This is a genomic window from Microbacterium wangyouchuni (assembly GCF_051546305.1).
In the GTDB taxonomy this organism is placed as follows: domain Bacteria; phylum Actinomycetota; class Actinomycetes; order Actinomycetales; family Microbacteriaceae; genus Microbacterium.
In genome coordinates, this window is sequence record NZ_JBPTMA010000005.1 from 224895 (window position 1) to 246221 (window position 21327).

Annotated in this window: 23 protein-coding genes and 1 tRNA gene; 18 read left to right on the top strand and 6 right to left on the bottom strand. The window is 64.9% G+C overall.

Annotation, left to right across the window (positions count from 1 at the left end; genetic code table 11):
- Window positions 1-57 precede the first annotated feature (57 nt).
- Window positions 58-864, top strand: a complete 807-nt coding sequence (gene ku, locus ACSS7Z_RS12465) for a non-homologous end joining protein Ku (protein ID WP_438255152.1) — start codon at window positions 58-60, stop codon at window positions 862-864.
- 1 nt (window position 865) lies between these two features.
- Here ku and ACSS7Z_RS12470 read toward each other — a convergent pair whose 3' ends face one another.
- Both ACSS7Z_RS12470 and ACSS7Z_RS12475 read right to left on the bottom strand, forming a co-directional pair.
- On the bottom strand, window positions 866-1540 hold the full coding sequence (locus ACSS7Z_RS12470; protein WP_438255154.1) for a DedA family protein: 675 nt from the start codon (window positions 1538-1540) through the stop codon (window positions 866-868).
- A gap of 1 nt (window position 1541) precedes the next feature.
- Window positions 1542-1623: transfer RNA gene (locus ACSS7Z_RS12475), tRNA-Leu, on the bottom strand.
- Between the two features lie 164 nt (window positions 1624-1787).
- Between ACSS7Z_RS12475 and ACSS7Z_RS12480 the strand changes: the two genes are divergently transcribed.
- From ACSS7Z_RS12480 to ACSS7Z_RS12510, 7 genes are read left to right on the top strand one after another with little or no spacing between them, the layout of a single operon-like run.
- Window positions 1788-2930, top strand: coding sequence for a TadA family conjugal transfer-associated ATPase (locus ACSS7Z_RS12480; RefSeq protein WP_438255155.1), 1143 nt, complete (start codon window positions 1788-1790; stop codon window positions 2928-2930).
- Window positions 2927-3793: a type II secretion system F family protein gene (locus tag ACSS7Z_RS12485; protein ID WP_438255157.1), complete on the top strand. Its 867-nt coding sequence runs from the start codon at window positions 2927-2929 to the stop codon at window positions 3791-3793. Before ACSS7Z_RS12480 ends, ACSS7Z_RS12485 begins: the two co-directional genes overlap by 4 nt.
- Entirely contained in the window at window positions 3790-4728 is a 939-nt protein-coding gene (locus tag ACSS7Z_RS12490; protein WP_438255158.1) for a type II secretion system F family protein, read from the top strand. Before ACSS7Z_RS12485 ends, ACSS7Z_RS12490 begins: the two co-directional genes overlap by 4 nt.
- 31 nt (window positions 4729-4759) lie before the next feature.
- Window positions 4760-4957 (top strand): hypothetical protein, encoded by a 198-nt coding sequence (locus ACSS7Z_RS12495; protein WP_438255160.1) that lies wholly within the window; start codon window positions 4760-4762, stop codon window positions 4955-4957.
- Between the two features lies 1 nt (window position 4958).
- On the top strand, window positions 4959-5360 hold the full coding sequence (locus tag ACSS7Z_RS12500) for a TadE/TadG family type IV pilus assembly protein (RefSeq protein ID WP_438255161.1): 402 nt from the start codon (window positions 4959-4961) through the stop codon (window positions 5358-5360).
- Entirely contained in the window at window positions 5329-5784 is a 456-nt protein-coding gene (locus ACSS7Z_RS12505; protein ID WP_438255163.1) for a TadE/TadG family type IV pilus assembly protein, read from the top strand. The genes ACSS7Z_RS12500 and ACSS7Z_RS12505 overlap by 32 nt, the downstream gene beginning before the upstream one ends.
- 2 nt (window positions 5785-5786) lie before the next feature.
- The gene (locus ACSS7Z_RS12510) at window positions 5787-6200 is read left to right on the top strand and encodes a pilus assembly protein TadG-related protein (RefSeq protein ID WP_438255165.1); all 414 of its coding nucleotides are present in this window, start codon (window positions 5787-5789) and stop codon (window positions 6198-6200) included.
- Here the strand turns inward: ACSS7Z_RS12510 and ACSS7Z_RS12515 are convergent.
- Window positions 6197-7426 (bottom strand): MFS transporter, encoded by a 1230-nt coding sequence (locus ACSS7Z_RS12515; RefSeq protein ID WP_438255238.1) that lies wholly within the window; start codon window positions 7424-7426, stop codon window positions 6197-6199. The two genes, ACSS7Z_RS12510 and ACSS7Z_RS12515, sit on opposite strands and share 4 nt — an antisense overlap.
- Window positions 7427-7535: 109 nt before the next feature.
- Here ACSS7Z_RS12515 and prfB point away from each other — a divergent pair, with 109 nt between their 5' ends.
- Window positions 7536-8648 carry a peptide chain release factor 2 gene (gene prfB / locus ACSS7Z_RS12520; RefSeq protein ID WP_438255167.1) on the top strand — a complete coding sequence of 371 codons (1113 nt, stop codon included), beginning with the start codon at window positions 7536-7538 and terminating at the stop codon, window positions 8646-8648.
- Between the two features lie 58 nt (window positions 8649-8706).
- Here prfB and ACSS7Z_RS12525 read toward each other — a convergent pair whose 3' ends face one another.
- Window positions 8707-9477 carry a DUF2510 domain-containing protein gene (locus ACSS7Z_RS12525; protein WP_438255169.1) on the bottom strand — a complete coding sequence of 257 codons (771 nt, stop codon included), beginning with the start codon at window positions 9475-9477 and terminating at the stop codon, window positions 8707-8709.
- A gap of 178 nt (window positions 9478-9655) precedes the next feature.
- On the opposite strand from ACSS7Z_RS12525, the gene ftsE reads away from it, so the two are divergent.
- The 3 genes from ftsE to smpB all read left to right on the top strand — a co-directional run bounded on the left by ftsE (window position 9656) and on the right by smpB (window position 12144).
- Window positions 9656-10672 (top strand): cell division ATP-binding protein FtsE, encoded by a 1017-nt coding sequence (gene ftsE, locus ACSS7Z_RS12530; RefSeq protein WP_438255170.1) that lies wholly within the window; start codon window positions 9656-9658, stop codon window positions 10670-10672.
- A complete protein-coding gene (gene ftsX / locus ACSS7Z_RS12535; protein WP_438255171.1) occupies window positions 10669-11583 on the top strand; it encodes a permease-like cell division protein FtsX in 915 nt (304 codons plus the stop codon). Before ftsE ends, ftsX begins: the two co-directional genes overlap by 4 nt.
- An 84-nt stretch (window positions 11584-11667) precedes the next feature.
- Window positions 11668-12144 carry an SsrA-binding protein SmpB gene (smpB, locus tag ACSS7Z_RS12540; RefSeq protein ID WP_438255172.1) on the top strand — a complete coding sequence of 159 codons (477 nt, stop codon included), beginning with the start codon at window positions 11668-11670 and terminating at the stop codon, window positions 12142-12144.
- A gap of 4 nt (window positions 12145-12148) precedes the next feature.
- Here the strand turns inward: smpB and ACSS7Z_RS12545 are convergent, their stop codons facing one another.
- A complete protein-coding gene (locus tag ACSS7Z_RS12545; protein ID WP_438255173.1) occupies window positions 12149-14047 on the bottom strand; it encodes an alpha/beta hydrolase family protein in 1899 nt (632 codons plus the stop codon).
- 222 nt (window positions 14048-14269) lie between these two features.
- Here ACSS7Z_RS12545 and ACSS7Z_RS12550 point away from each other — a divergent pair, with 222 nt between their 5' ends.
- Window positions 14270-15214 (top strand): methylenetetrahydrofolate reductase, encoded by a 945-nt coding sequence (locus ACSS7Z_RS12550; protein ID WP_438255175.1) that lies wholly within the window; start codon window positions 14270-14272, stop codon window positions 15212-15214.
- 23 nt (window positions 15215-15237) lie between these two features.
- Entirely contained in the window at window positions 15238-17553 is a 2316-nt protein-coding gene (gene metE, locus ACSS7Z_RS12555) for a 5-methyltetrahydropteroyltriglutamate--homocysteine S-methyltransferase (protein ID WP_438255176.1), read from the top strand.
- Between the two features lie 108 nt (window positions 17554-17661).
- Here metE and lexA read toward each other — a convergent pair whose 3' ends face one another.
- On the bottom strand, window positions 17662-18348 hold the full coding sequence (lexA, locus tag ACSS7Z_RS12560) for a transcriptional repressor LexA (protein WP_438255178.1): 687 nt from the start codon (window positions 18346-18348) through the stop codon (window positions 17662-17664).
- Between the two features lie 264 nt (window positions 18349-18612).
- On the opposite strand from lexA, the gene ACSS7Z_RS12565 reads away from it, so the two are divergent.
- Genes ACSS7Z_RS12565 through hisH form a run of 4 tightly spaced genes read left to right on the top strand, consistent with a single transcriptional unit; the run spans window position 18613 to window position 21316 of the window.
- A complete protein-coding gene (locus ACSS7Z_RS12565) occupies window positions 18613-18975 on the top strand; it encodes a LysM peptidoglycan-binding domain-containing protein (protein ID WP_438255179.1) in 363 nt (120 codons plus the stop codon).
- Between the two features lie 21 nt (window positions 18976-18996).
- On the top strand, window positions 18997-20082 hold the full coding sequence (locus ACSS7Z_RS12570; RefSeq protein WP_438255180.1) for a histidinol-phosphate transaminase: 1086 nt from the start codon (window positions 18997-18999) through the stop codon (window positions 20080-20082).
- Window positions 20079-20684, top strand: coding sequence for an imidazoleglycerol-phosphate dehydratase HisB (gene hisB, locus ACSS7Z_RS12575; protein WP_438255181.1), 606 nt, complete (start codon window positions 20079-20081; stop codon window positions 20682-20684). Before ACSS7Z_RS12570 ends, hisB begins: the two co-directional genes overlap by 4 nt.
- Complete coding sequence (gene hisH / locus ACSS7Z_RS12580; protein WP_438255182.1) at window positions 20681-21316, top strand: imidazole glycerol phosphate synthase subunit HisH; 636 nt, start codon at window positions 20681-20683, stop codon at window positions 21314-21316. Before hisB ends, hisH begins: the two co-directional genes overlap by 4 nt.
- The last annotated feature ends 11 nt before the right edge of the window (window positions 21317-21327 follow it).

Sequence of the window (21327 nt, forward strand, 5' to 3'; positions counted from 1 at the left end):
CGAAAGACTATCCACAAGCCCCTGGCATCGGCGGACTTTACGGTGTCTCATGGTGTCATGAGGACGATCTGGAAAGGTGCCCTGACATTCGGGCTCGTGAACGTGCCGGTAAAGGTCTACTCGGCCACCGAGGATCACGATGTCTCGTTGCATCAGGTGCACGATGAGGACGGCGGGCGCATCCGTTACAAGCGCACCTGTGAGGTGTGCGGCGAGGTCATCGCATACTCCAACATCGACCGGGCGTTCGAGGACGACGGCCAGATGGTTGTGCTCACGAAGGAAGATCTCGAGGCACTCCCCGCCGAACGAAGCCGTGAGATCGACGTCGTCGAGTTCGTGCCGAGCGAGCAGGTCGATCTGCTCACTCTCGACAAGGCCTACTACCTCGAGCCGGATTCGAAGTCTCCGAAGGCCTACGTGCTGCTGCGCCAGACGCTCGAACAGACTGATCGCACGGCGATCGTACGCTTCACTCTCCGGCAGAAGACGCGGTTGGCTGCGCTGCGCGTGCGCGGTGACGTGCTCGTGCTGCAAACGCTGCTGTGGGCTGACGAGGTGCGCGAGGCCTCATTCGAGTCGTTGAACGAAGAGGTCAAGATCTCGAAGAAGGAACTGGAACTGTCGGCGAGCCTGGTCAAGAGCTACTCGTCCGACTTCGATCCGGAATCGTTCGTGGACGAGTATCAGCAAGAGCTCAGGACCCTCATCGACGCGAAGATCAAGGCCGGTGAGACCTTCGATGTCGCCGAGACCTTCAAGTCTGAAGACACCGAGGACACCGGTGGCGAAGTCATCGACCTCATGGAGGCGCTGCGGGCGAGTATCGCGCGCTCGAAGGAGAAGCGCGCCGATACGGCGTGATTCAGCCGGGGCTGACCTCGCTGGCGCGTTCTTGTCTGACCCGGCGGCGTTCCGCGAAGTAATGCCACAGGGTGACCACCGCAGTACCGCCGACGGCGACGAGCAGGATGAGGTCGATGTACTCGGTCACGAACCAGGCCACCGGGGGGATGTAGGCGATCAGATAGCCGATCATCGTGAGCCCGAATCCCCACAGCAGCGCGCCGATGAGGTTGTAGAGGCTGTATCGCCTCCACGGCATATGGCCGACGCCGGCCGCGACCGGAGCGAAGGTGCGCACGATGGGAACGAAGCGCGCCAGGATGACGGTGATGCCGCCGTAGCGTGTGAAGAACGCATTCGTCCGCTCGACATTCTTGCGGCTGAACAGCCCGGAATCCCTGCGTTCGAACACGGCGGGGCCGCCCTTGTGCCCGATGAGATAGCCGACCTCGCCACCGACGAATGCGGCGAGGGCGATGAGCAGGGAAACCCACCAGACATTGAGCCCGAACACGTCGCTCGTGTGCGTGAGCAGCCCGGCGATCAGCAACAGCGTGTCGCCCGGCAGGAGGAACCCGACAAGCAGCCCGGTTTCGGCGAACACGATAAAGCACACCACCAGCAGCGCCCACGGCCCTGCCGCCCCGATGATCACCTCAGGATCGAGCCAAGGGATGAGTGCGATGTGTTGCATGTGCGGAAGATGGGACTTGAACCCACACGCCCGAAGGCACAGGAACCTAAATCCTGCGTGTCTACCAATTCCACCACTTCCGCGCGGCTCACCCATTCTATGTGCGTGATCCGACATCCCAATAGCTGGTAAGCCCCGCCGGGCGATTCGGGAAAACCAGAAATCTTGGCGGCATCATCTCGTGTGAAAAAGATGGCCCTGTGGATAACTTCCGAGGCTGATCGCCGATCCTTGCGAGGATGCCAGAGTGAGTCAGCCCTCCCTCCTTGTCGCCGAGCGCGTGCGCCGTCGCCTGCGGACAGAGCAGACGGATCCGTCCCTCGCACCGGAGGAGGCGAGGCGCATTGCACAAGCAGAAGTGCGACGGCACAACGATTTCGCACTGTCGCGTGGGGAAGCGACGATTGATGATGAGGTTGCTTGCGTGCGAGATGTGCTCGCCTCGGTCAGCGGCTTCGGGCCCCTACAGCCTCTTCTCGATGATCCCGAAATCGAGGAAATCTGGCTGAACGGACCCGACCGTGTGTACGTCGCACGCGGTGGTGTGTCCGAACGTGTGGCATTGCGGTTGACCGACGCGATCGTGCGCGACCTCGTAGAGCGGATGCTGCAGGCCACTGGTCGACGCGTAGATATCAGCCAGCCGTTCGTGGATGCCTCATTACCGGACGGGTCACGCCTGCATGTTGCGATCGCGGATGTGGTCAGGGGCTCGTGGGCGGTCAACATTCGCAAGTTCCTGCCGAGTCATCGGACGCTGCAGTCGCTGGTCGAGGCAGGCTCCGTACCCGCCGACGTTGCCGAACTGCTGAATCGTGCGATGCACGATGGTCAGAGCGTCATCGTCTCGGGGGCGACGCATGCGGGGAAGACAACGCTGCTGGGAGCGTTGTTGGGAGCCTGCGCGCACACGCAGCGGATCATCACGGTAGAAGAGACATTCGAGCTCGCCGTCGATGGGCCGGACGTCGTTGCGCTCCAGGGAAGACAGGCCAGTTTGGAGGGGACGGGGGAGATCACGCTGCGTCGCCTCGTCAAAGAGGCCCTGCGCATGCGACCGGAGCGACTGGTCGTCGGTGAAGTGCGTGACGCCGAGGCGCTGGATCTCGTGCTTGCTCTGAACACAGGTGTTCCCGGCGCTGGTACCGTCCACGCCAATTCAGCCGTCGAGGCGCTCGAGAAGCTCACGCTCCTGCCGCTGCTCGCCGGGCGGAACATCGATCGATCCTTCATCGCACCGGCGCTCGCAGCATCCGTCTCGCTGGTTGTGCACTGCGCGCGCGATGCCGCAGGCAGGCGCTTCATCGGTGAGGTGATCGCGCCGACCGGCGAGGTGGTCGAGGGCCGCCTCATCAGTCGAACGCTCTACCGGGCGGAGGAGCGCAGATGACACTATTCGTTGGCGCGCTGCTCGCCGCGGGTCTGCTGCTGTGCGCCTCACCATGGTTGTGGCCGCGACTGCCGCAGGAAGATGAAACCCGCACGCCGTCGGCGTCCGGTCGCCTGGCACGGCTGATCGAAGAAGCGGGCTTCGGATCGGTAGAGCAGCGCACCGTGATTGCGGTCATCGTGGCCGTGGGGCTTGTGGCGGCGTCCCTGGTGTGGCTGTTCACCGGGATCGTCGTGCTTGCTGTGGTCGCCGCGATCGCCGCCGGGTCCGCACCGATCGCCTTCCTGCGATCCCGCAAGCTCCGACTGCTGAAGGCGCGCAGGCAGCTGTGGCCCGATGTGTGCGATCTGCTCATCGCCTCGATTCGGGTGGGGTTGTCACTGCCGGACGCTGTGGCGAGCCTCGCAGACTCGGCCCCAGTGATGGTGCGACCGGCCTTCGCGGTGTTCGCCAGAGATCTGCGTGCCACCGGACGCTTCGAGAGCAGTATCGAGCGGCTCAAGAGCGCACTGGCCGATCCGATCGCGGACCGTATCGTCGAGTCGTTGAAGATGGCGCGGCAGGTCGGTGGCACCGAGCTCACCGGTGTGCTTCGGGCACTGGGATCGTCGGTCCGCGCCGATGCGGCGCTGCGGGGAGAGGTCGAAGCACGTCAGTCCTGGATTCGCGGAGCCGCGGTGCTGGGCGTCGTTGCGCCCTGGGTGATTTTGGCGTTACTCGTGATGCGGCCGGAGGGAGCCGAGGCCTATGCCAGTCCGGAAGGCGTTTTGGTGATCGGCGGCGGCGCGGTGGTCTCTGTGGTCGCATTTCGGATCATGGTACGTATTGGCCGCCTTCCCGAACCCCGGCGGTGGTTCGCATGAACGCGATCACGGATGCTGCGATGGCAGTGCTGCTGGGCGGGCTACTGGCTACCGGCATCCTGTGCATTTTCGCGGCGGCGCCGCGGTGGCGGGCCGCATCGCTGACCATTCGCATCGCTCCGTATGTGCGCGATGCCGTCGACGACGCGGTACTGCCCGCGGGGGTCCTGCCGCGGTTCGGGGTTCTGCCTGCGTATGCGGCAACGGGTATCGCTCGGGTGAAGACGGCTCTGCTGCACGGATTCGGCGACAGCGACGCGCTCGCGCAACGGCTTTCGCAGGCCGGCAGCAGTGAGCGGCCGGCCGCATTTCGAGCGCGGCAACTGGGATGGGCGCTCGCCGGGTTCGGTGGGGGAAGTGTCGTTGTCATCTTCCTCGCGCTGACCGGACGGATGACGCCGCCCGCAGCCGTGCTGCCGGTGGTCTTCAGTGCCGCAGCGGCGGTGGCACTGGACGTTCTGCTGACGAGTCGTGTCAAGACCCGATTGGCCAGGCTCAGTGACGAGTTGCCCACGACGCTGGAGTTTCTCGCGCTGTGCTTGTCTGCCGGAGAGGGATTCCTCGATGCGCTGCGCCGGGTCGCCGCGATCGGCTCGGGCGAGTTGACCGCTGAGCTGCGGCAGGTCGTGCTGGCTGCCGGAACCGGATCGCCTCTGGCTGAAGCTCTTGCTGAGATGGACACCCGCCTGCGCCTGCCCGGGCTCTCGCGAGCGACCGATCAGATCATCGCCGCGCTCGAGCACGGTGCACCGTTGGCCGCGGTGCTGCATGCTCAGGCATCCGACGCACGCGACGAAGCGAAGCGACTGCTCATCGAACAGGCCGGGCGACGCGAAATTTTTATGATGATGCCGCTTGTTTTTCTGATTTTGCCGCTGTCGGTGCTGTTTGCGGTGTTTCCCGGGATGTTCATTCTCCGGCTCGGCGTGGGCTGAGTCGGACCAATCACCGAAGAGAGGATCGATAATGAATCAAATTGCGAACTGGTGGCAGCGAGCGACCGCCGAGGCACGAAACTTCGCCGAGGACGATACCGGCGACGTTCCGGGCTGGGTGCTGGTGACCTTGATGACCGCCGGGCTTGTTTTCATGATCTGGGCGGTGGCCGGCCCTGCGCTGGTCGGAGTGTTCGAGCAAGCGATCTCCAGCGTGTCCGGAATCTGATGTGAGTCGGCGAGCGTGGGCGCTGGATGACCGCGGGTCCAGTCCCGTTGATTTCATTCTCGTCGGCTCGCTGCTCACTGTGCTCACTCTGGCCGTCCTGCAGCTGGGCTTCGCCGTGTATGTGCGCAACGTGGTGCACGATGCCGCCGTCGAAGGGGCACATTACGCGGCCCTCGCCGACACCACTCTCGCCGAGGGCGCCGAACGCACCCGGATGTCGATCGTCCGTGCCGTCGGAGAGGGTTTCGCCGAAGACATCAGCGTGATCGAAAGCGATCGATTGGGGCATCCCACGGCCATCGTGACTGTGCGCACGACGTTGCCGATCATCGGACTGCTGGGCGTGCCGTTGGGATTGGAGGTGGATGCCGATGCGCCGATGGAGTCGCTGGACGGGGGATGAGAGCGGTTCGGCCGCGCTGGAGTTCCTGGCAGCCGGAGTGATCTTCCTCGTGCCGCTGGCGTACCTGGTCATCACGCTCGGAGTGATCCAGCAGAGCACCCTGGGTGTTGAGGCCGCCGCCCGCCACACCGCCCGCGTGATCGGCCAATCAGATGATCAGGAATCCGCCGCCCGAAGCAGTGCCGCCGTGCTGGCCAATGTGGCCGATGAGTACGGCCTGGATGCCGACGATGTCGGGGTATCTATCTCGTGCACGCCAGCCGGCCTGCCGTGCCCGTCAGCCGGCGTGACTGTCTTCGTCACCGTGGATGCCGTGGTGTCGCTGCCGTTCGTGCCGGCCACATTCGGTTTGGACCAGCTTGCACAGATCCCCCTGCAGGCAGAGGCCGCGCACAAGATGTCGAGGCTGTGGGGGAGCGGATGAGAATGATGGCCGGGAACAACGACGACGGCAGCATCCTGCCCCTGCTGCTCGGCTATGTCGTAATCGCGCTGGCAGCCATCACTGTGTGCGTCTGCGCCACGGACCTGCACATCGCTCAGAAGCGGTTAGATTCGCTGGCTGACTCTGCGGCGCTCGCCGGAGCCGACGGTTTCACGCTCGTGGTCGACGGGGATGCCGTCCACGCGGTTCTCACGGATGAGGGTGTTCTCGAGCAGGCCGTTGCCATTGTGGATGCCGTCTCGCTGCCCTCGACGGTGGTATCGGCATCCGCAGCTGATGATTCCACCGCGCGGGTGACCGTCGCCGCGGCGTGGCATCCGCCGTTGATCTCGCCGTTCGTGCCCGACGGCATCCGGCTCGAGGCGACGGCGAGCAGCCGCACCGCGCTGCGCTAATCGGTCTCGCCGGGGTCGCGTTCTGGCTCGCCCCGTGGAATCCAACGGAAGAACCCGTACGCTCCGATCAGCCCGATCGCGCCCATCAAGGCAGCGGCCACAGACAGCGATGCGATCGCTGTCACTCCAGCGATGAGGAGCGGAGCCAGTGCTCCACCGGCATCCGTCAGCGTGCGCCACGACCCCAGGAAGGCCGCCGGATTCTGTCGAGGCGCAGCATCCGCGCCGAGCGTCATGAGGATGCCGCTGGAGAGACCGTTCCCCACTCCGAGCACACCGGCCAGCATCCCGAACCACAAGATCGCGGCATCGCCATCATGGGTGAGCGAGAGGGCGAGGAAGCCACACCCCATCAGCAGCATTGCCGGCATTGCCGCCCACAGTCGGCCGAAACGGTCCATCACCTGGCCGCTGGCGTAGAACAGCGCGAAGTCGATCGCACCGGAGACGCCGACCACCAACGCGATCGTCTGTGCATCGAGACCCAGCGAGATGCCCCACAGCGGCAGGACGACCTGTCGTGCCGAGCGCAGCGAAGACAGGCTGGCCGCGGCGAGTCCGAGACGGCCGAGGACCCCGCGGTAGCGCCACATCGTCTGGAACACCCCGATGCGCTCGAGCGTGGGAATCGATCCGGTCACCACCTCGCCGGAATCTTCGGTGAGCGAGACCGAAACCGCGACGGCAGAGACCGTTTTCTCCGGATCCGGGCCGAACAGCACGAGCACGATCATGACCAGCAGACAGATGAGGAAGAACCAGATCGCCGTGCTGGTATCGCCGAAGAGCTGAAGCAGCCCGGCCGTGACGAACGGCCCGACGAAGGTGCCGAAACGGAAGCTGCCGCCCAGAAGCGCGAGCGCGCGGGCTCGATACGGCAGCGGCACCCGGGTCGTCATGAACGTGTGCCGGGCCAGACCGAATGCGGCCGCACAGAATCCCAGCAGAAAGACCGCGGACGCGAACACCCCGATCACCGGAGCGAGAATCATCCCGATCACTGCGACCATCGCGGTCGCGCCAGCGATCACCATCGTGAAGCGCTCGCCAATACGGGCAACAGCCCAGCCCGCGGGGAGATTGCCGCAGAGTTGGCCGACGACGAGTGCCGCGCCGATCAACGCTGCCGCCGCGATATCGGCGCCCATAGCGGCCGCGATCACGGGAATGAGCGGGATGACGGCGCCCTCGCCCATCGCGAACAGGATGGTGGGCAGGTACACCATGGGTCCGAATTGCCTCAGGACCGACGATGCACTGCTCACGGGTTCACGCTACCTCCCTCGCAACTGCACGCATGCACGCACACAGCCAACCAGGATAGGCTGGGGTGTCATGCTCGAACTCGATCTCTCCGCCGCCATCCAGACGCTCAAGCACACCTTCGCCGACATCAGCGAGGTCGTCGATGTCAAGCGCGTCCGTGAGGACATCGCCCGACTCAGCGAAGAAGCCGGCGCTCCCGACCTCTGGGACGACCCCGAGCAAGCGCAGAAGGTGACCAGTGCTCTCAGTCACCGGCAGTCCGAGCTCGGGCGCATCACGGGAATCGCCCGGCGACTCGATGACCTCGAGGTTCTCGTCGAACTCGCGAATGAGATGGAAGACGAGGACTCCGCTCAGGAGGCCCGCACCGAGCTCGAAGCGCTGACGGCCACCATCAACCAGCTCGAGGTGCAGACGCTGCTCGACGGCGAATACGACGATCGCAACGCGATCATCACGATCCGCTCCGGCGCCGGCGGCGATGACGCCACCGACTTCGCCGAGATGCTCATGCGCATGTACTTGCGCTGGGCCGAACACCACAAGTATCCGGCGAAGGTCATGGACACCTCCTACGCGGAAGGCGCCGGAATCAAATCCGCCACTTTCGAGATCACCGCCCCCTACGCTTTCGGAACGCTGTCGGTCGAAGCGGGAACGCATCGACTGGCACGAATCAGCCCCTTCGGCTCGGCGGACAAGCGGCAGACGAGCTTTGCCGCGGTTGAGGTCATTCCACTCATGGAAGAGGCCACGGCGGTGGAGATCCCGGAGAATGACATTCGCGTGGACGTGTTCCGCTCCTCCGGCCCCGGCGGACAGTCGGTCAACACCACCGACTCCGCTGTGCGACTGACCCACCTTCCCACCGGCATCGTCGTGTCGATGCAGAACGAGAAGTCGCAGATCCAGAACCGCGCCGCCGCGATGCGCGTGCTGCAGACCCGCCTTCTGCTGCTGCAGAAAGAAGAAGAGGCTGCGAAGAAGAAGCAGCTGGCCGGCAACATCACCGCGAGCTGGGGCGACCAGATGCGATCGTACTTCCTGTACGGCCAGCAGCTGGTCAAGGACCTGCGCACCGGACATGAATCTGGCAACCCGGCAGCTGTCTTCGACGGTGACCTCGACGATTTCATCTCCGCAGGAATCCGCTGGCGCAAGCGCCGCGACGACGACGACTGACCGCACAGCGAAGGCCTCGGGAGTTCGACTCCCGAGGCCTTCATCGTCGCCTGGCCGATTACGGCATCAGGCAGGTAACCATGGCACTGGCCAGCGTCGTGCCCAAGACCTCTGCGGCCACCTCGTCGGTGACGGCATCGTATCCGTCCGCGACCGTCTGCAGCGTCTCATTGTCGATGTCGGATTCGACCAGCGCGTCGCCGAGGCAGGTGAGTTGCTCCTCAGGGTAGGCGCCCGCACCGCTGGAGGCGAAGATCTCACCGAGCCCGATGCCGACCTCTTCGCCGGTCGGGCGCTGTGAGGCATCCGTGTCGCTCTCGGGAAGATCCGGCGCATCTGAGGGTGCGTCTGACGGTGCATCTGACGGTGAATCCAACGGCGCCGAAGACGCCGAGGGCGACGGGACTGCGACCTCTTCGACGTAACTGGTCAGTGCGACCGCGGCGGCGACGATAGCCACGACAATGGCGATGATGGTGCCGACCACTGAGATCGAGATGGCCGTGATCGGAGCCCACTTCTTGCCCGCGATGAAGAACGCGATGATCGACAGCACGAAGGCGATCGGCAGCAGGATCCAGCCCACGACCATCGTGAAGGGGATGCAGGCGAGGATCGTTCCCAGCACGGCAGCACCGAGCGCGATGAGTCCGATGATCGACGGCTTCGTGGCCACGGGCTTGACTGCGGCCGGCTCGACAGGCATCGCGGGTGCTGCCACAGCGCCCGGCTCGCCCGACTCGGGTGCGTAGTGCTCACTCCACTGCTGTCCATCCCACCACCGCTGGCGTCCAGATCCATCGTCGTACCAGCCTGCAGGGGTGTTCATGAGAGTCCTTCGTGATTAGGGATACAGATCGGGAGTGACACAGTCGCCCCCACATTCATGGTTACCAGCGACACTATGCCAGTGCACATGGGGAGCGATCCCCATGGTTGCTCGTCACAGCGCACAGGGGGTGTCGCTCGCAGTTAGGAACGAACGCGCGCTTAGGCTCGTAGACGCCATGATTCGGTTCGAGAACGTCACCAAACGCTACCGCGGAACGAAGCGCCCGGCCCTTGCTGGCGTCGACTTCGAAGTCCAGCGAGGCGAGTTCGTATTCCTCGTTGGAGCGTCGGGATCAGGGAAGTCCTCCTGCCTCCGTCTGATCCTTCGTGAGGATGTCCCCACGTCCGGGCGGGTCGCTGTGCTCGGGCGTGATCTGCGCTCGCTCGCGAACCGTAAGGTTCCCTACTTCCGGCGCCACATCGGCTCGGTTTTTCAGGACTTCCGTCTGCTTTCTTCCAAGACCGTTTTCCAGAACGTCGCCTTCACGCTCCAGGTCACCGGATCGTCGCGGGGGTTCGTGCAGCAGGCGGTTCCGGAAGCGCTCGCTCTCGTCGGTCTCGCAGGCAAAGAGAAGCGGATGCCGCATGAGCTCTCTGGCGGTGAGCAACAGCGTGTCGCGATCGCTCGCGCCCTCGTGAACCGTCCGCAGGTGCTGCTCGCGGACGAGCCGACCGGAAACTTGGACCCGGCGACATCCGTAGACATCATGCAACTGCTCGCCCGCATCAACGCTGGCGGCACCACTGTGCTGATGGCCACGCATGAGGCCGCGTTCGTGGATCAGATGCAACGTCGTGTGATCGAGTTGCGCGACGGTGAGATCGTCCGTGACGAGGTCCAGGGCGGTTACGGCGATCGCTCGATGATTCCGCAGTTGGCGCCCCAGCAGCAGCGCGGTGTGGCTGCGACGGCCGCGCTCACCGCAATGCTCGAAGTACAGCGCCAGACCGAATCGCTGGAGCCGCTCACCGCCGAGATGCTCGCCTCGATGAAAGCTGCTCGTGATGCTCCGAACCACGTGAGCGCACCCGAGACAGCGCCCGCAGCGGAGGAGACCCCGGCGCCGGCGTCGGCCGGTCCCCGAACGCATCCCCTCGCCCTTCCTGAGGTCGACGTCGCTGAACTCGGTGTCGCCGACCGTCTGGGCCTGTCCGATACGGACGGCGACGAAGAAGTGGGGCCGACATCATGAGGGTGGGACTGATCCTCATGGAGGCCCTCGGGGGCCTGAGGCGCAATATCTCAATGGTGATCTCGGTTGTGCTGGTCACCTTCGTCTCGTTGACGTTCGTCGGCGCTGCGATCCTCATGCAGGGGCAGATCAGCACCATGCGCGGATACTGGACCGAGCGGGCGCAGGTGTCGGTCTCGATGTGTTCCCCGGTTTCGCAGGGGGAGACCTGTGTGGACGGCCCCGCCACCGAGGAACAGCTCGAACAGGTGCGTGGCGAGCTGGAAGGCAGTGCTCTGGGCTCGCTGATCAGCGATCTGCGATTCGAGACGAAGGCTGAGGCCTACGCCAACCTCACCGAGCTGCTCGGCGAGGAGCAGGCCAGCGTCCTGACCGAAGAGCAGATGTCGGAGAGCTTCTACGTCACGCTCAAGGATCCCGGTATGTCTCAGGTGATCGTCGAAGCCTTCGCCGGTGTCAACGGCGTAGAAGAGGTCCGAGATCAACTGCAGTATCTCGACCCGCTGTTTTCCGCTCTCACCGTTGCCACCTATATCGCCGTGGGTATTGCGGTACTCATGCTGATCGCCGCGATCCTGCTGATCGCGACCACCATCCGTCTCTCGGCCTACGCACGCCGCAAAGAGATCGGGATCATGCGTCTGGTGGGCGCATCGAACCGCTTCATTCAGACCCCGTTCGTGCTTGAGGGCGTGTTCGCGGCCTTCCTGGGGTCGGCCCTGGCCAGCGCCGCGGTGATCGCCGGGATGCACTTCGGTGTGAACGGCTATCTCAAGGGGCGGGTACCGTTCATCACCACGTGGGTGTCGATGCCGGATGCGATCCTCGTCGTACCGGTGCTCATCGGCATCGGTGTGATCTTGGCAGCGCTGTCGGCCGGCTTCGCGATCCGTCGCTGGCTGCGCACCTGATCCAACGGCCGCTCCCGCCGCTTCGACAAGCTCAGTGATCGGACGGTAGGCTGAAGGGCTGTTCACCGGAAGTTAGGAACCATCATGCCCAGGGAACGCGGGGAGAAGGTCATCGCGACCAATCGTCGCGCACGTCACGACTACAACATTGAAAAGTCGTACGAGGCGGGGCTGGTGCTCACCGGCACCGAAGTGAAGTCATTGCGGCAGGGGCGGGCGAACCTGTCCGACGGCTACGCCTTCATCAAGGGCAAGGAGATCTTCCTTGACTCCGTGCACATTCCGGAGTACTCGCAGGGGCACTGGACGAACCATTCGGCCAAGCGCATCCGCAAGTTGCTGATGCACCGCGAAGAGATCCAGAAGCTCGATCACGCCGTTTCGGCGGGCGGATACACGCTCGTTCCGATGAAGCTCTACTTCCTCGACGGCCGTGCCAAGGTCGAAATCGCTCTCGCTAAGGGCAAGCGCGAGTTCGACAAGCGTCAGACCTTGCGCGAACGTCAGGACACGCGCGAAGCCGAACGTGCCATGCGCCTGCGTAACCGCACCGGCGAGTAGAACGTCAGGCGTCGGATTCACTCCCTGAGCGGGCCGCCGGGATCGACGGGGTAAACCCGAAGGCCCGGCCCAGGAACGTCAGTTCCCGCTCCAGTGCATCCACGATCGTCTCGGCTCGGCGGAAGCTGTGCCCCTCGCCGGGATACAGCACGTACTCGTGGTCGATTCCACCGGCGGCAAGCGCATCGCGAATCGCTTCGGACTGTGACGGCGGAACGACCCGGTCATCCGCACCCTGCAGCAGCAGTACCGGCACGTCGATCCGCTCCGCGTGGGTGAGCGGCGAGCGGTCGATGTAGAGCTGCTCGGCGTCGGGAAGCCGGCCGACGAGTCCGTCGATGTAATACTTCTCGAAGTCGGGCGAGTCCTGTGCCAGCATCCGCAGATCAGTGACGCCGTACCGGCTGATGCCCGCGGCGAACACGCCGCCCCGCACGAGGGCGGAGAGCACAGTCCAGCCGCCTGCTGAACTGCCGCGGATCGCGATTCGCTCCGGGTCTGCGCGTCCGGATTCGGCGAGGCCGCGCGCAGCGGCGAGCACATCGTCCACGTCGACGACGCCCCATTCGCCGTTGAGGCGTTCGCGGAAGGCGCGACCGTAGCCAGTGGATCCGCCGTAATTGACATCGAGCACGCCGATTCCACGACTGGTGTAATACGCGATCGCAGCGGACGCGGCACCGGTCACGTGCGCGGTCGGTCCGCCGTGCACGAACACGACATACGGCGGCTTCTCATCAGCCGGGGCCGTGGCATCGGGGTTGGCCGGGGCGTAATCGAACGCGTGCACCGAGCCGTACGCGCCTGCAAAACGGACGGGCGTGGCTGGCGGCATCCATGCCGGATCTGCCGGGGTGCCGCCGCGAACGCTCGTCACGACGCCGGAATCCACATCGACGCACCACAGCCCAGCAGTGGCGGTCGCGCTGCCGCCCGTGAGCAGCACGCGGCTGCCGGAGACATCGTCGACGCTGACGTGCCCGCTTGCCGGTGTGTCCAGCGTGTCGACCGTGCCGTCGGCTTGGATCACGACGACCTCATCAGAGCCATTGGTACGCACGGCAACGATCCGTCCGTCGGCAAGCGGACGGTACCACCGGTTGCCGAGCACCCACAGCCCGTAGCCGGTGTCGGCGTCGGCATCGGATGCGGCAACGGGCTCGGGCTCTGCCGCATCGAGGCCGTCGATGCGGAGCCGGAACAGCGCCCATCGCCCGCTCGGATCATCGGCGTAGAGGAGTTCGGAATCGCTGACCCACTCCGGCTGCAGGGCTGCACGCGTGCGGACATCGGCGAACACGTCGTCACCCACCGTCGCGATGCGTAGCAGGGCGCTCTGCCAGGGCATCTGCCGGCCGGACCACTCCACCCACGCGATCCGTGTGCGATCGGGGGAGAGCGCCGGGTGCGCGAAGAAAGCGGTGCCCTGTACGAACACATGGACAGCCGACGCCTCGGTGGCGGCAGAGCCGTCGGTGGGAATCTGAACGAGTGCCCGCAGATGCGGCTGCACGGTGAGGTCTTCGCGGACGGCGAGCAGGCGCCCCTGCTGCATTGACAATCCACCGTGACTGGGGCCCGCCGGCGTCAACGGCTGCGGGCGCTCGCCCCGGCGCATCCGATACACCCGCTGGTCCCGCGCGTCGACGAAGAACAGCGTGCCTTCGGCATCCGCCGTCCACGCTCCGCCGCCGTACTCGTGGACGCGAGAGCGAGCGCTCCAGGGTGCCGGCAGCAGCACCTCACCGCTCGAGCTTCGCACCGTGAAGCGGCCCCCCTCGTCGGGAACGGACTCGCCCCACCAGATCTCCTCGCCCACGAATCGCGCGCCGTCGATGCGCGGGGTGGCGGACGCGATGTCAGCGGCTCGAAAGGGCGATGGCCAAGTACCGTACGGCTGCATTCTTCGAGCCTAGGCGGTACCGCCGGGCGCGCGGAGCTGAGGCTTCGACACATGGCGTCACACACAGTGCGCGTCCGGGTGTCGGTGCCATAAATTCGTGGAAACGGCCGGTTCACCCTGGCTGTGGAGCGACAGCCGAGCCCGGCACCCGCCCGCGAACGGTCCGGATCCACCGGCGTCATTCGTGGCTGTGCACTGCCCACTCTGTCATCCAGGAGCACCATGTTTTCTGAGTCCTCACCCGCCGCCGCGCGCGTGCCGTTCTCCTTCGAGCTCTACCCGCCACGCTCCTCCGCGAGTAACGATGCGCTGCGCGAGACGGTCCTGCGACTGGCTGAGAGCGGGCCGGCATTCCTGTCGGTCACCTATGGCGCGGGTGGCTCCACTGGCGGGCGCTCGCTTGACGTTCTTCGCTTCATCCGGGAGAACACCGACGTCGAGCCTCTCGCGCACCTCACCTGCGTGGGCAACACGTACGCCGCAGCGGCCACGTTGATCCGCGAGTTTCTGGATGCCGGCATCCGCAGTTTCCTCGCACTGCGCGGGGATCCACCGAACGATCAGCCGGAAGGCTTCCTCGGCGATCTGGAGAGCTCTGCGCAACTCGTGCAGCTCATAGATCGGGTCCAGGCAGAGCAAGCCCCCTATGAGGAGACGCCTGTTCCGGGCATCCCGGGCGCCGCTCAAGTCGCTCCGCGCCGCAGGGTCGACATCGCCGTGGCAGCCTTCCCGAAGGGGCATCCGCGCTCAGCACACCGTACGCAGGACGTCGAAGCCCTGCTGGCGAAGCAGGCAGCCGGCGCCACCTTCGCGATCACCCAGCTGTTCTTCCATGCCGACGACTACTTGGCATTCGTCGAACGGGCGCGCACTGCAGGAATCACCATCCCGATTCTCCCCGGCATCATGCCGATCACGTCTCCCGCTCGGCTGAACCGGGTGCTCGAGCTCACCGGCGAGGACCTGCCGAGCGAGCTGTCCATCGCGCTGGAAGTGGAACCCACCGTCGAGGGGCGTCGCGAGATCGGCATCGAATGGGCAGCCCGGCTGACCCGCGAAGTCGTCGACGGCGGCGCACCGGGCGTCCATCTGTACGCCTTCAACCAGCACGAAACCGTGCTCACCGTCCTGGCAGAAGCAGGCGTGACTCCTGCTCTGCGTCGCTGAACCCATCCCCGAAAGGAAACATCATGACCGCACTCCCACAGGGGACGATCCTCGGTTATCCGCGCATCGGACCCCGACGCGAACTCAAGAAGGCTGTCGAGGCATTCTGGTCAGGCCGCAGCGATCTGAACACACTCGAGTCCACCGCAGCACAGTTGCGCGCTGCAACGCGGGAACGACTGACAGCACGTGGATTGGGTCGCGCCGATTCCGCCATTCCGGAATCCTTCTCGTTCTACGACCAGGTGCTCGACGCCGCCGTCACCGTCGGTGCGATCCCCGCTCGTTTCGAGGGTCTGCGTGAAGCGGACGGATCGATCGGACTGCCGGCGTACTTCACGATCGCCCGCGGCGAGGGTGAGCGGGCGCCGCTGGAGATGACGAAGTGGTTCGACTCGAATTACCACTACCTGGTGCCGGAGATCGGCCCGGAGACGGCGTTCTCGCTGTCCAGCGACCGGTTGGTTCAGCAGGTCGCCGAAGCCATCAGCGCAGGCTACGTCAGCCGTCCGGTGATCGTCGGTCCGGTCACGCTGCTGGCGTTGGCGAAGGCGTCGGATGCCGCGCCGGAGGGCTTTGACCCGCTGTCGCGCTTGGACGATCTCGTGCCGGTGTACGTCGACCTGCTCGCCCGCCTGCGTGCCGCCGGCGCGGAATGGGTGCAGCTCGATGAGCCGGCGCTGGTCAGCGAATCGCTGCCCGCTTCGGTGGAGCAGCTGGGGGATGCTGCCGCTCGCGCGCTGGCAGTCATCGGCGCCGCAGCTGATCGCCCATCGATCCTCGTTGCGGCTCCCTACGCCGCGCTCGACGCGAATTTCGCCGTATTGGCCGCTGCACCGATCGAAGCGATCGGAATTGACCTGGTGCGCGGGGATATACCCGCAGCTGTCGATGGTCTCTCCGGCAAGGCGCTCGTCGGCGGCGTCATCGACGGTCATAACATCTGGCGCGGTGACCTCTCTGCCGCGTTCGACAAGCTCGAGGCTCTGGGGGCGCTCGGTGCTGGGCAGGTCATCGTATCCACGTCGACGTCGCTGCTGCACGTTCCGCACGATATCGCCGACGAATCGAAGCTCGATGACCGTCTGGTGAGCTGGCTCGCATTCGCCGACCAGAAGGTCGAGCAGGTGGTGACGCTGGCTCGCGGACTCTCCGAGGGGCGCGCCGCGATCCAGGACGCGTTGGATGCTGCATCCGCAGCCCTTGTCGACCGTGGAGATGCTCCGGGGGTACGAGACGGTGTGGTGCGCTCACGTGAACTCGACGAAGGCGACTTCTCACGGGTGCCGTACGAACAGCGTGAGGGCGCGCAGGACGAAGCACTCGACCTGCCGGCACTGCCGCTGACGACGATCGGCTCCTTCCCGCAGACCGGCGACATCCGACGCGCCCGAGCGCAGTACATTCGCGGCGAGCTTTCGCATGATGAGTACGAAGAGTTCCTACGCCGCGAGGTTGACACGGTCATCGAGCTGCAGGAGAACCTGGGGCTGGATGTGCTGGTGCATGGAGAACCAGAACGCAACGACATGGTGCAGTATTTCGCGGAGAACCTCGACGGCTTCGCGGTGACCGAGCACGGCTGGGTCCAGTCGTACGGCTCGCGCGCCACCCGGCCATCGATCCTCTGGGGGGATGTGTCGCGTCCTGCCCCGATCACCGTGGGATGGTCAAGCTACGCGCAGTCGAAGACGGCGAAGCACATGAAGGGGATGCTCACCGGTCCGGTGACGATTCTCGCGTGGTCGTTCGTTCGCGACGACCAGCCGCTGCAGGCGACCGCCAACCAGGTCGCGTTGGCTCTCCGTGATGAGATCAGCGACCTGGAGCACGCCGGAATCCGGATCATCCAGGTCGATGAGCCCGCGCTGCGGGAACTGCTGCCGCTGAAGAAGCATGATCAGGCGGCGTACCTGGAATGGTCGGTGGCATCGTTCCGTTTGGCGACCGGTGGGGCGGCGCCAGCGACACAGGTGCACACGCACCTGTGTTACTCGGAGTTCGGCGTGGTGATCGATGCGATTCGTGCACTGGATGCTGATGTCACCTCGATCGAGGCGGCCCGCAGCCGAATGGATGTGGTGACAGACATCGCCGAGGTGGGCTTCACCCACGGCATCGGGCCGGGTGTGTACGACATCCACTCACCCCGCGTTCCCACCACCGACGAGATTGAATCATTGCTGCGTCGGGCCGTCGATGAGATCCCGACGCGTCAACTGTGGGTCAACCCCGACTGTGGATTGAAGACTCGAGGCTACGAGGAGACGACCCAGTCGCTGCAAAACATCGTCGAGGCGACGCGCCGCGTGCGCGCCGAGGTAGCGGTGACCGCCTGACGCCGGACAGTCCGCGCTCTCCGGAGTCTTACTGCACCGAGAACGCAGAGACCGCCCTTCCCCAGGCCGGGGAAGGGCGGTCTCTGCGTTGTGGATCAGATGAGCGGCTCAGACCGCGCGCAGCACCGCCACGACCTTGCCGAGCACGACGGCGTCGTCGCCGAGGATGGGCTCGAAGGAGGAGTTGCGAGGGAGCAGCCAGGTGTGGCCATCGCGCTGGCGGAACGTCTTGACGGTCGCTTCGCCGTCGAGCATCGCGGCCACGATCTCACCGTTCTCTGCGGTGTTCTGTGTGCGGATGACAACCCAGTCGCCGTCGCAGATGGCGGCGTCGATCATCGACTCGCCGGAAACTTTGAGCATGAACAGATCGCCCTTGCCTACGAGCTGACGGGGGAGCGGGAAGATCTCCTCCACCTGCTGGTCGGCGGTAATCGGCACGCCGGCGGCGATCTGGCCGACCAGAGGAACCATCGCGGCATCCCCGACGGGCGTGCTCGTATCTGCGGGGCTTTCGCTGCTGGTACCGGGCAGATCGATCAGCACCTCCATGGCGCGCGTCTTACCGGGGTCGCGGCGCAGGTAGCCGCTGAGCTCGAGCTGGCCCAGCTGATGCGTGACGCTCGAGAGTGACTTGAGGTTCACGGCATCGCCGATCTCTCGCATACTCGGCGGGTAGCCGTGCTTTGCGATCGACGTCTGAATGACCTCGAGGATCGCCAGCTGCTTCGGGCTGAGGTTCTTGCGCCGACGTGTGCGCGGTGCCCCCGGGTCAGGGGCTGAGTTATCGCTCATGAGTGGCTCCTTTGTGCGCGCTGCCGATGCTCGTCTTCGAATGTCTGAGGTCCGTGATGGTGTGTCTCTATCGAAACCGTATCCGAGAAACGGTCACATTCGGAAGATCTGTTCGAGCGTGTCGGTGAAATTCACGGTGAGGTTTCGAATAAGTCTTGACAGATGTTCGAATTCGAAGATACATTCGGTACGTAGCTTCGCATTCGCCGCTCCCGGCCGAGTGGTGAATGCGAACGCTACGCCAAAGAGGCAGAGGAGAAACTCATGAGCACCATCAGCATTACCGCCCCCGCAGTCCGCCCCGTCCGCGCCACGACGCGCCTGCGGCTGACGACGCGCGGGCGCCGCGTGCTGCTTGCTCTTGCTGCCCTGCCGCTGGCCGCCGGGATCGGATTCGCCGCGCTCAGCGGAGGATCAGCGCTCGCATCCGGAGAAGCCGCCGAGCCCGTGCAGTTCGAGAGTGTGACAGTGCTGCCCGGTGACACTCTCTGGTCGATCGCGGAGTCAATCGCACCGGGTGCCGATCCGCGTACGGTGATCGATGACATCCAGCAGCTGAACCTGCTGGGCGGCGGATCGCTGCAGTCTGGTCAGAGCCTGGCCATCCCCGCGCAGTACACCAACTGAACCCAGCATTAGCATGGGAGGGTGACTGCTTCTCTTGACGACTTACCTCTTCGTGACGATCTTCGCGGGCTGACACCCTACGGCGCACCTCAGGCTCCGCTTCCGGTTGCGTTGAACGTCAATGAGAATACTCATCCCGTTCCCGACGAGGTGGCCAGCGACATCCTCGATGACATCGCTGTCGCATTGCGCGACGTGAACCGGTACCCCGATCGCGAGTTCACGACGCTGCGTGAGGGTTTCGCCGAGTATCTCGGTCACGGACTCGACGCCACGCAGATCTGGGCTGGTAACGGCTCCAATGAGGTGCTGCAGCACATCATGCAGGCCTTCGCAGGTCCTGGACGCACCGTGTTCGGGTTCGCACCGACGTACTCGATGTATCCGCTGCTCGCGCAGGGCACCGGGGCACGCTGGGTCACGGGCACCCGCGAACCCGACTACACGTTGACGGCAGAAGATGCCGCAGCGCAGGTCCGCGAGGCAGACGCCGACGTCGTGCTGCTGTGCCGCCCCAACAACCCGACGGGAACTCCTCTCGGTCTTGACGTGATCGAAGCGGTCTACGAGTCTGCCCGTGGCGTGGTCATCGTCGATGAGGCCTACTGGGAGTTCGCGCCTCGCGAAGCGCAGTCTGCCCTCACTCTTTTGCCTGGGCGTCCCCGCTTGGCGGTATCGCGCACGATGAGCAAAGCGTTCGCATTCGCCGGGGCTCGGGTGGGCTACCTGGCAGCGGACCCTGCCTTTATCGATGCACTGCGGTTGGTACGCCTGCCCTATCACCTCAGTGCTCTGACACAGGCGGCTGCCGTGGCAGCGTTGCGCAACGCGTCTACCATGCTGGGCATGGTCGACGAGATCGTTGAACAGCGTGACCGCATCACAGCGACTCTAGAAGCTCTCGGTTACACACCGCATGAATCGTGGTCGAACTTCGTCTTGTTTGGGGGAGTGGCCGACCCGCAGGCGACGTTCCAGGCGCTATATGAACGGGGCATCCTGGTGCGTGATGTCGGCATCCCGAACCACTTGCGCGTCACCGCCGGCACCGAGACCGAGACCACGGCGTTCCTCGACGCTCTGGCCTCGATAGAATCAGCCTTATGACCGCTTCCCGTATCGCGAGCCGTGGCCGCAGCACTTCCGAATCGACCGTCGAGATTGAACTGAACCTCGATGGGTCGGGCCAGAGCCAGATCGACACCTCTGTGCCATTCTTCGATCACATGCTCACCGCATTCGCGAAGCACTCGCTGACTGATCTGACGGTGCGCGCGACCGGTGACACGAACATCGATGCACACCACACGGTGGAGGATATCTCGATCGTCCTCGGCCAGGCGATTCGCGAGGCTCTGGGCGACAAAGCGGGCATCTCCCGCTATGGCGATGCGCTCGTTCCCCTGGACGAGGCGCTCGTCCAGGCCGTCGTCGACATCAGTGGCCGTCCGTACCTGGTGCATTCCGGAGAGCCAGTCGGTTTCGAGCACCACTTGATCGGCGGTCACTTCACGGGGTCACTCGTCAGACACGTCTTCGAAGCGATCACCTACAACGCGGCACTCACCGTGCACGTTCGTGTGCTGGGCGGCCGCGACCCGCACCACATCGCTGAAGCGGAGTTCAAGGCATTCGCTCGCGCGTTCCGTCAGGCGAAGGCGCATGATCCGCTGGTGTCGGGTATTCCGTCGACAAAGGGCGCACTGTGACGCGCAGACCCACTGTTGCGGTCTACGACTACGAGTCAGGAAACGTCCACTCCGCGGTCAAAGCGTTGATCGCGGCTGGAGCCGATGCGACTCTCACAGGTGATCGCACCGAAGCCCTCGCGGCGGATGGTCTGTTCGTGCCCGGGGTGGGCGCGTTCGCAGCGGTGCGTGAGGCTCTCGTTGCCCAGGGCGGAGACGAGATCATTGACCGCCGCCTCGCCGGCGGGCGTCCCGTGCTCGGGGTGTGCGTGGGTATGCAGGTGATGTTCTCGCACGGTGTCGAGCGGGGCCAGTACGTCGATGGTCTCGGCGAATGGCCGGGAACGGTGACTGAGCTTGAGGCGCCGGTGCTGCCGCACATGGGCTGGAACACGGTGACACCCGACGCCGGCAGCGTGCTCTTCGACGGCATTGCCGACGAACGGTTCTATTTCGTTCACTCCTATGCTGCGCAGCAGTGGGAACTCGACGTCATCCCGCCGTTTCCCGGGCCGAAGCTGACCTGGACCACATACGGCAAGCCGTTTTTGGCAGCCGTGGAGAACGGGCCGCTTTCTGCGACACAGTTCCATCCGGAGAAGTCCGGCGATGCCGGCATCCGTCTGCTGACGAACTGGGTCAACAACCTCTGATCAGGGCGCTG

Coding starts and splice junctions, on each gene's coding strand:
- metE (WP_438255176.1), top strand. CDS start 15,238: ATGACCGCACTCCCACAGGGGACGATCCTCGGTTATCCGCGCATCGGA.
- ACSS7Z_RS12490 (WP_438255158.1), top strand. CDS start 3,790: ATGAACGCGATCACGGATGCTGCGATGGCAGTGCTGCTGGGCGGGCTA.
- ACSS7Z_RS12485 (WP_438255157.1), top strand. CDS start 2,927: ATGACACTATTCGTTGGCGCGCTGCTCGCCGCGGGTCTGCTGCTGTGC.
- smpB (WP_438255172.1), top strand. CDS start 11,668: ATGCCCAGGGAACGCGGGGAGAAGGTCATCGCGACCAATCGTCGCGCA.
- ku (WP_438255152.1), top strand. CDS start 58: ATGAGGACGATCTGGAAAGGTGCCCTGACATTCGGGCTCGTGAACGTG.
- hisB (WP_438255181.1), top strand. CDS start 20,079: ATGACCGCTTCCCGTATCGCGAGCCGTGGCCGCAGCACTTCCGAATCG.
- ACSS7Z_RS12470 (WP_438255154.1), bottom strand. CDS start 1,540: ATGCAACACATCGCACTCATCCCTTGGCTCGATCCTGAGGTGATCATC.
- ACSS7Z_RS12515 (WP_438255238.1), bottom strand. CDS start 7,426: ATGGTGTACCTGCCCACCATCCTGTTCGCGATGGGCGAGGGCGCCGTC.
- ACSS7Z_RS12550 (WP_438255175.1), top strand. CDS start 14,270: ATGTTTTCTGAGTCCTCACCCGCCGCCGCGCGCGTGCCGTTCTCCTTC.
- ACSS7Z_RS12565 (WP_438255179.1), top strand. CDS start 18,613: ATGAGCACCATCAGCATTACCGCCCCCGCAGTCCGCCCCGTCCGCGCC.
- ACSS7Z_RS12545 (WP_438255173.1), bottom strand. CDS start 14,047: ATGCAGCCGTACGGTACTTGGCCATCGCCCTTTCGAGCCGCTGACATC.
- ftsX (WP_438255171.1), top strand. CDS start 10,669: ATGAGGGTGGGACTGATCCTCATGGAGGCCCTCGGGGGCCTGAGGCGC.
- ftsE (WP_438255170.1), top strand. CDS start 9,656: ATGATTCGGTTCGAGAACGTCACCAAACGCTACCGCGGAACGAAGCGC.
- ACSS7Z_RS12510 (WP_438255165.1), top strand. CDS start 5,787: ATGATGGCCGGGAACAACGACGACGGCAGCATCCTGCCCCTGCTGCTC.
- lexA (WP_438255178.1), bottom strand. CDS start 18,348: ATGAGCGATAACTCAGCCCCTGACCCGGGGGCACCGCGCACACGTCGG.
- prfB (WP_438255167.1), top strand. CDS start 7,536: ATGCTCGAACTCGATCTCTCCGCCGCCATCCAGACGCTCAAGCACACC.
- ACSS7Z_RS12495 (WP_438255160.1), top strand. CDS start 4,760: ATGAATCAAATTGCGAACTGGTGGCAGCGAGCGACCGCCGAGGCACGA.
- ACSS7Z_RS12525 (WP_438255169.1), bottom strand. CDS start 9,477: ATGAACACCCCTGCAGGCTGGTACGACGATGGATCTGGACGCCAGCGG.
- ACSS7Z_RS12505 (WP_438255163.1), top strand. CDS start 5,329: ATGCGCCGATGGAGTCGCTGGACGGGGGATGAGAGCGGTTCGGCCGCG.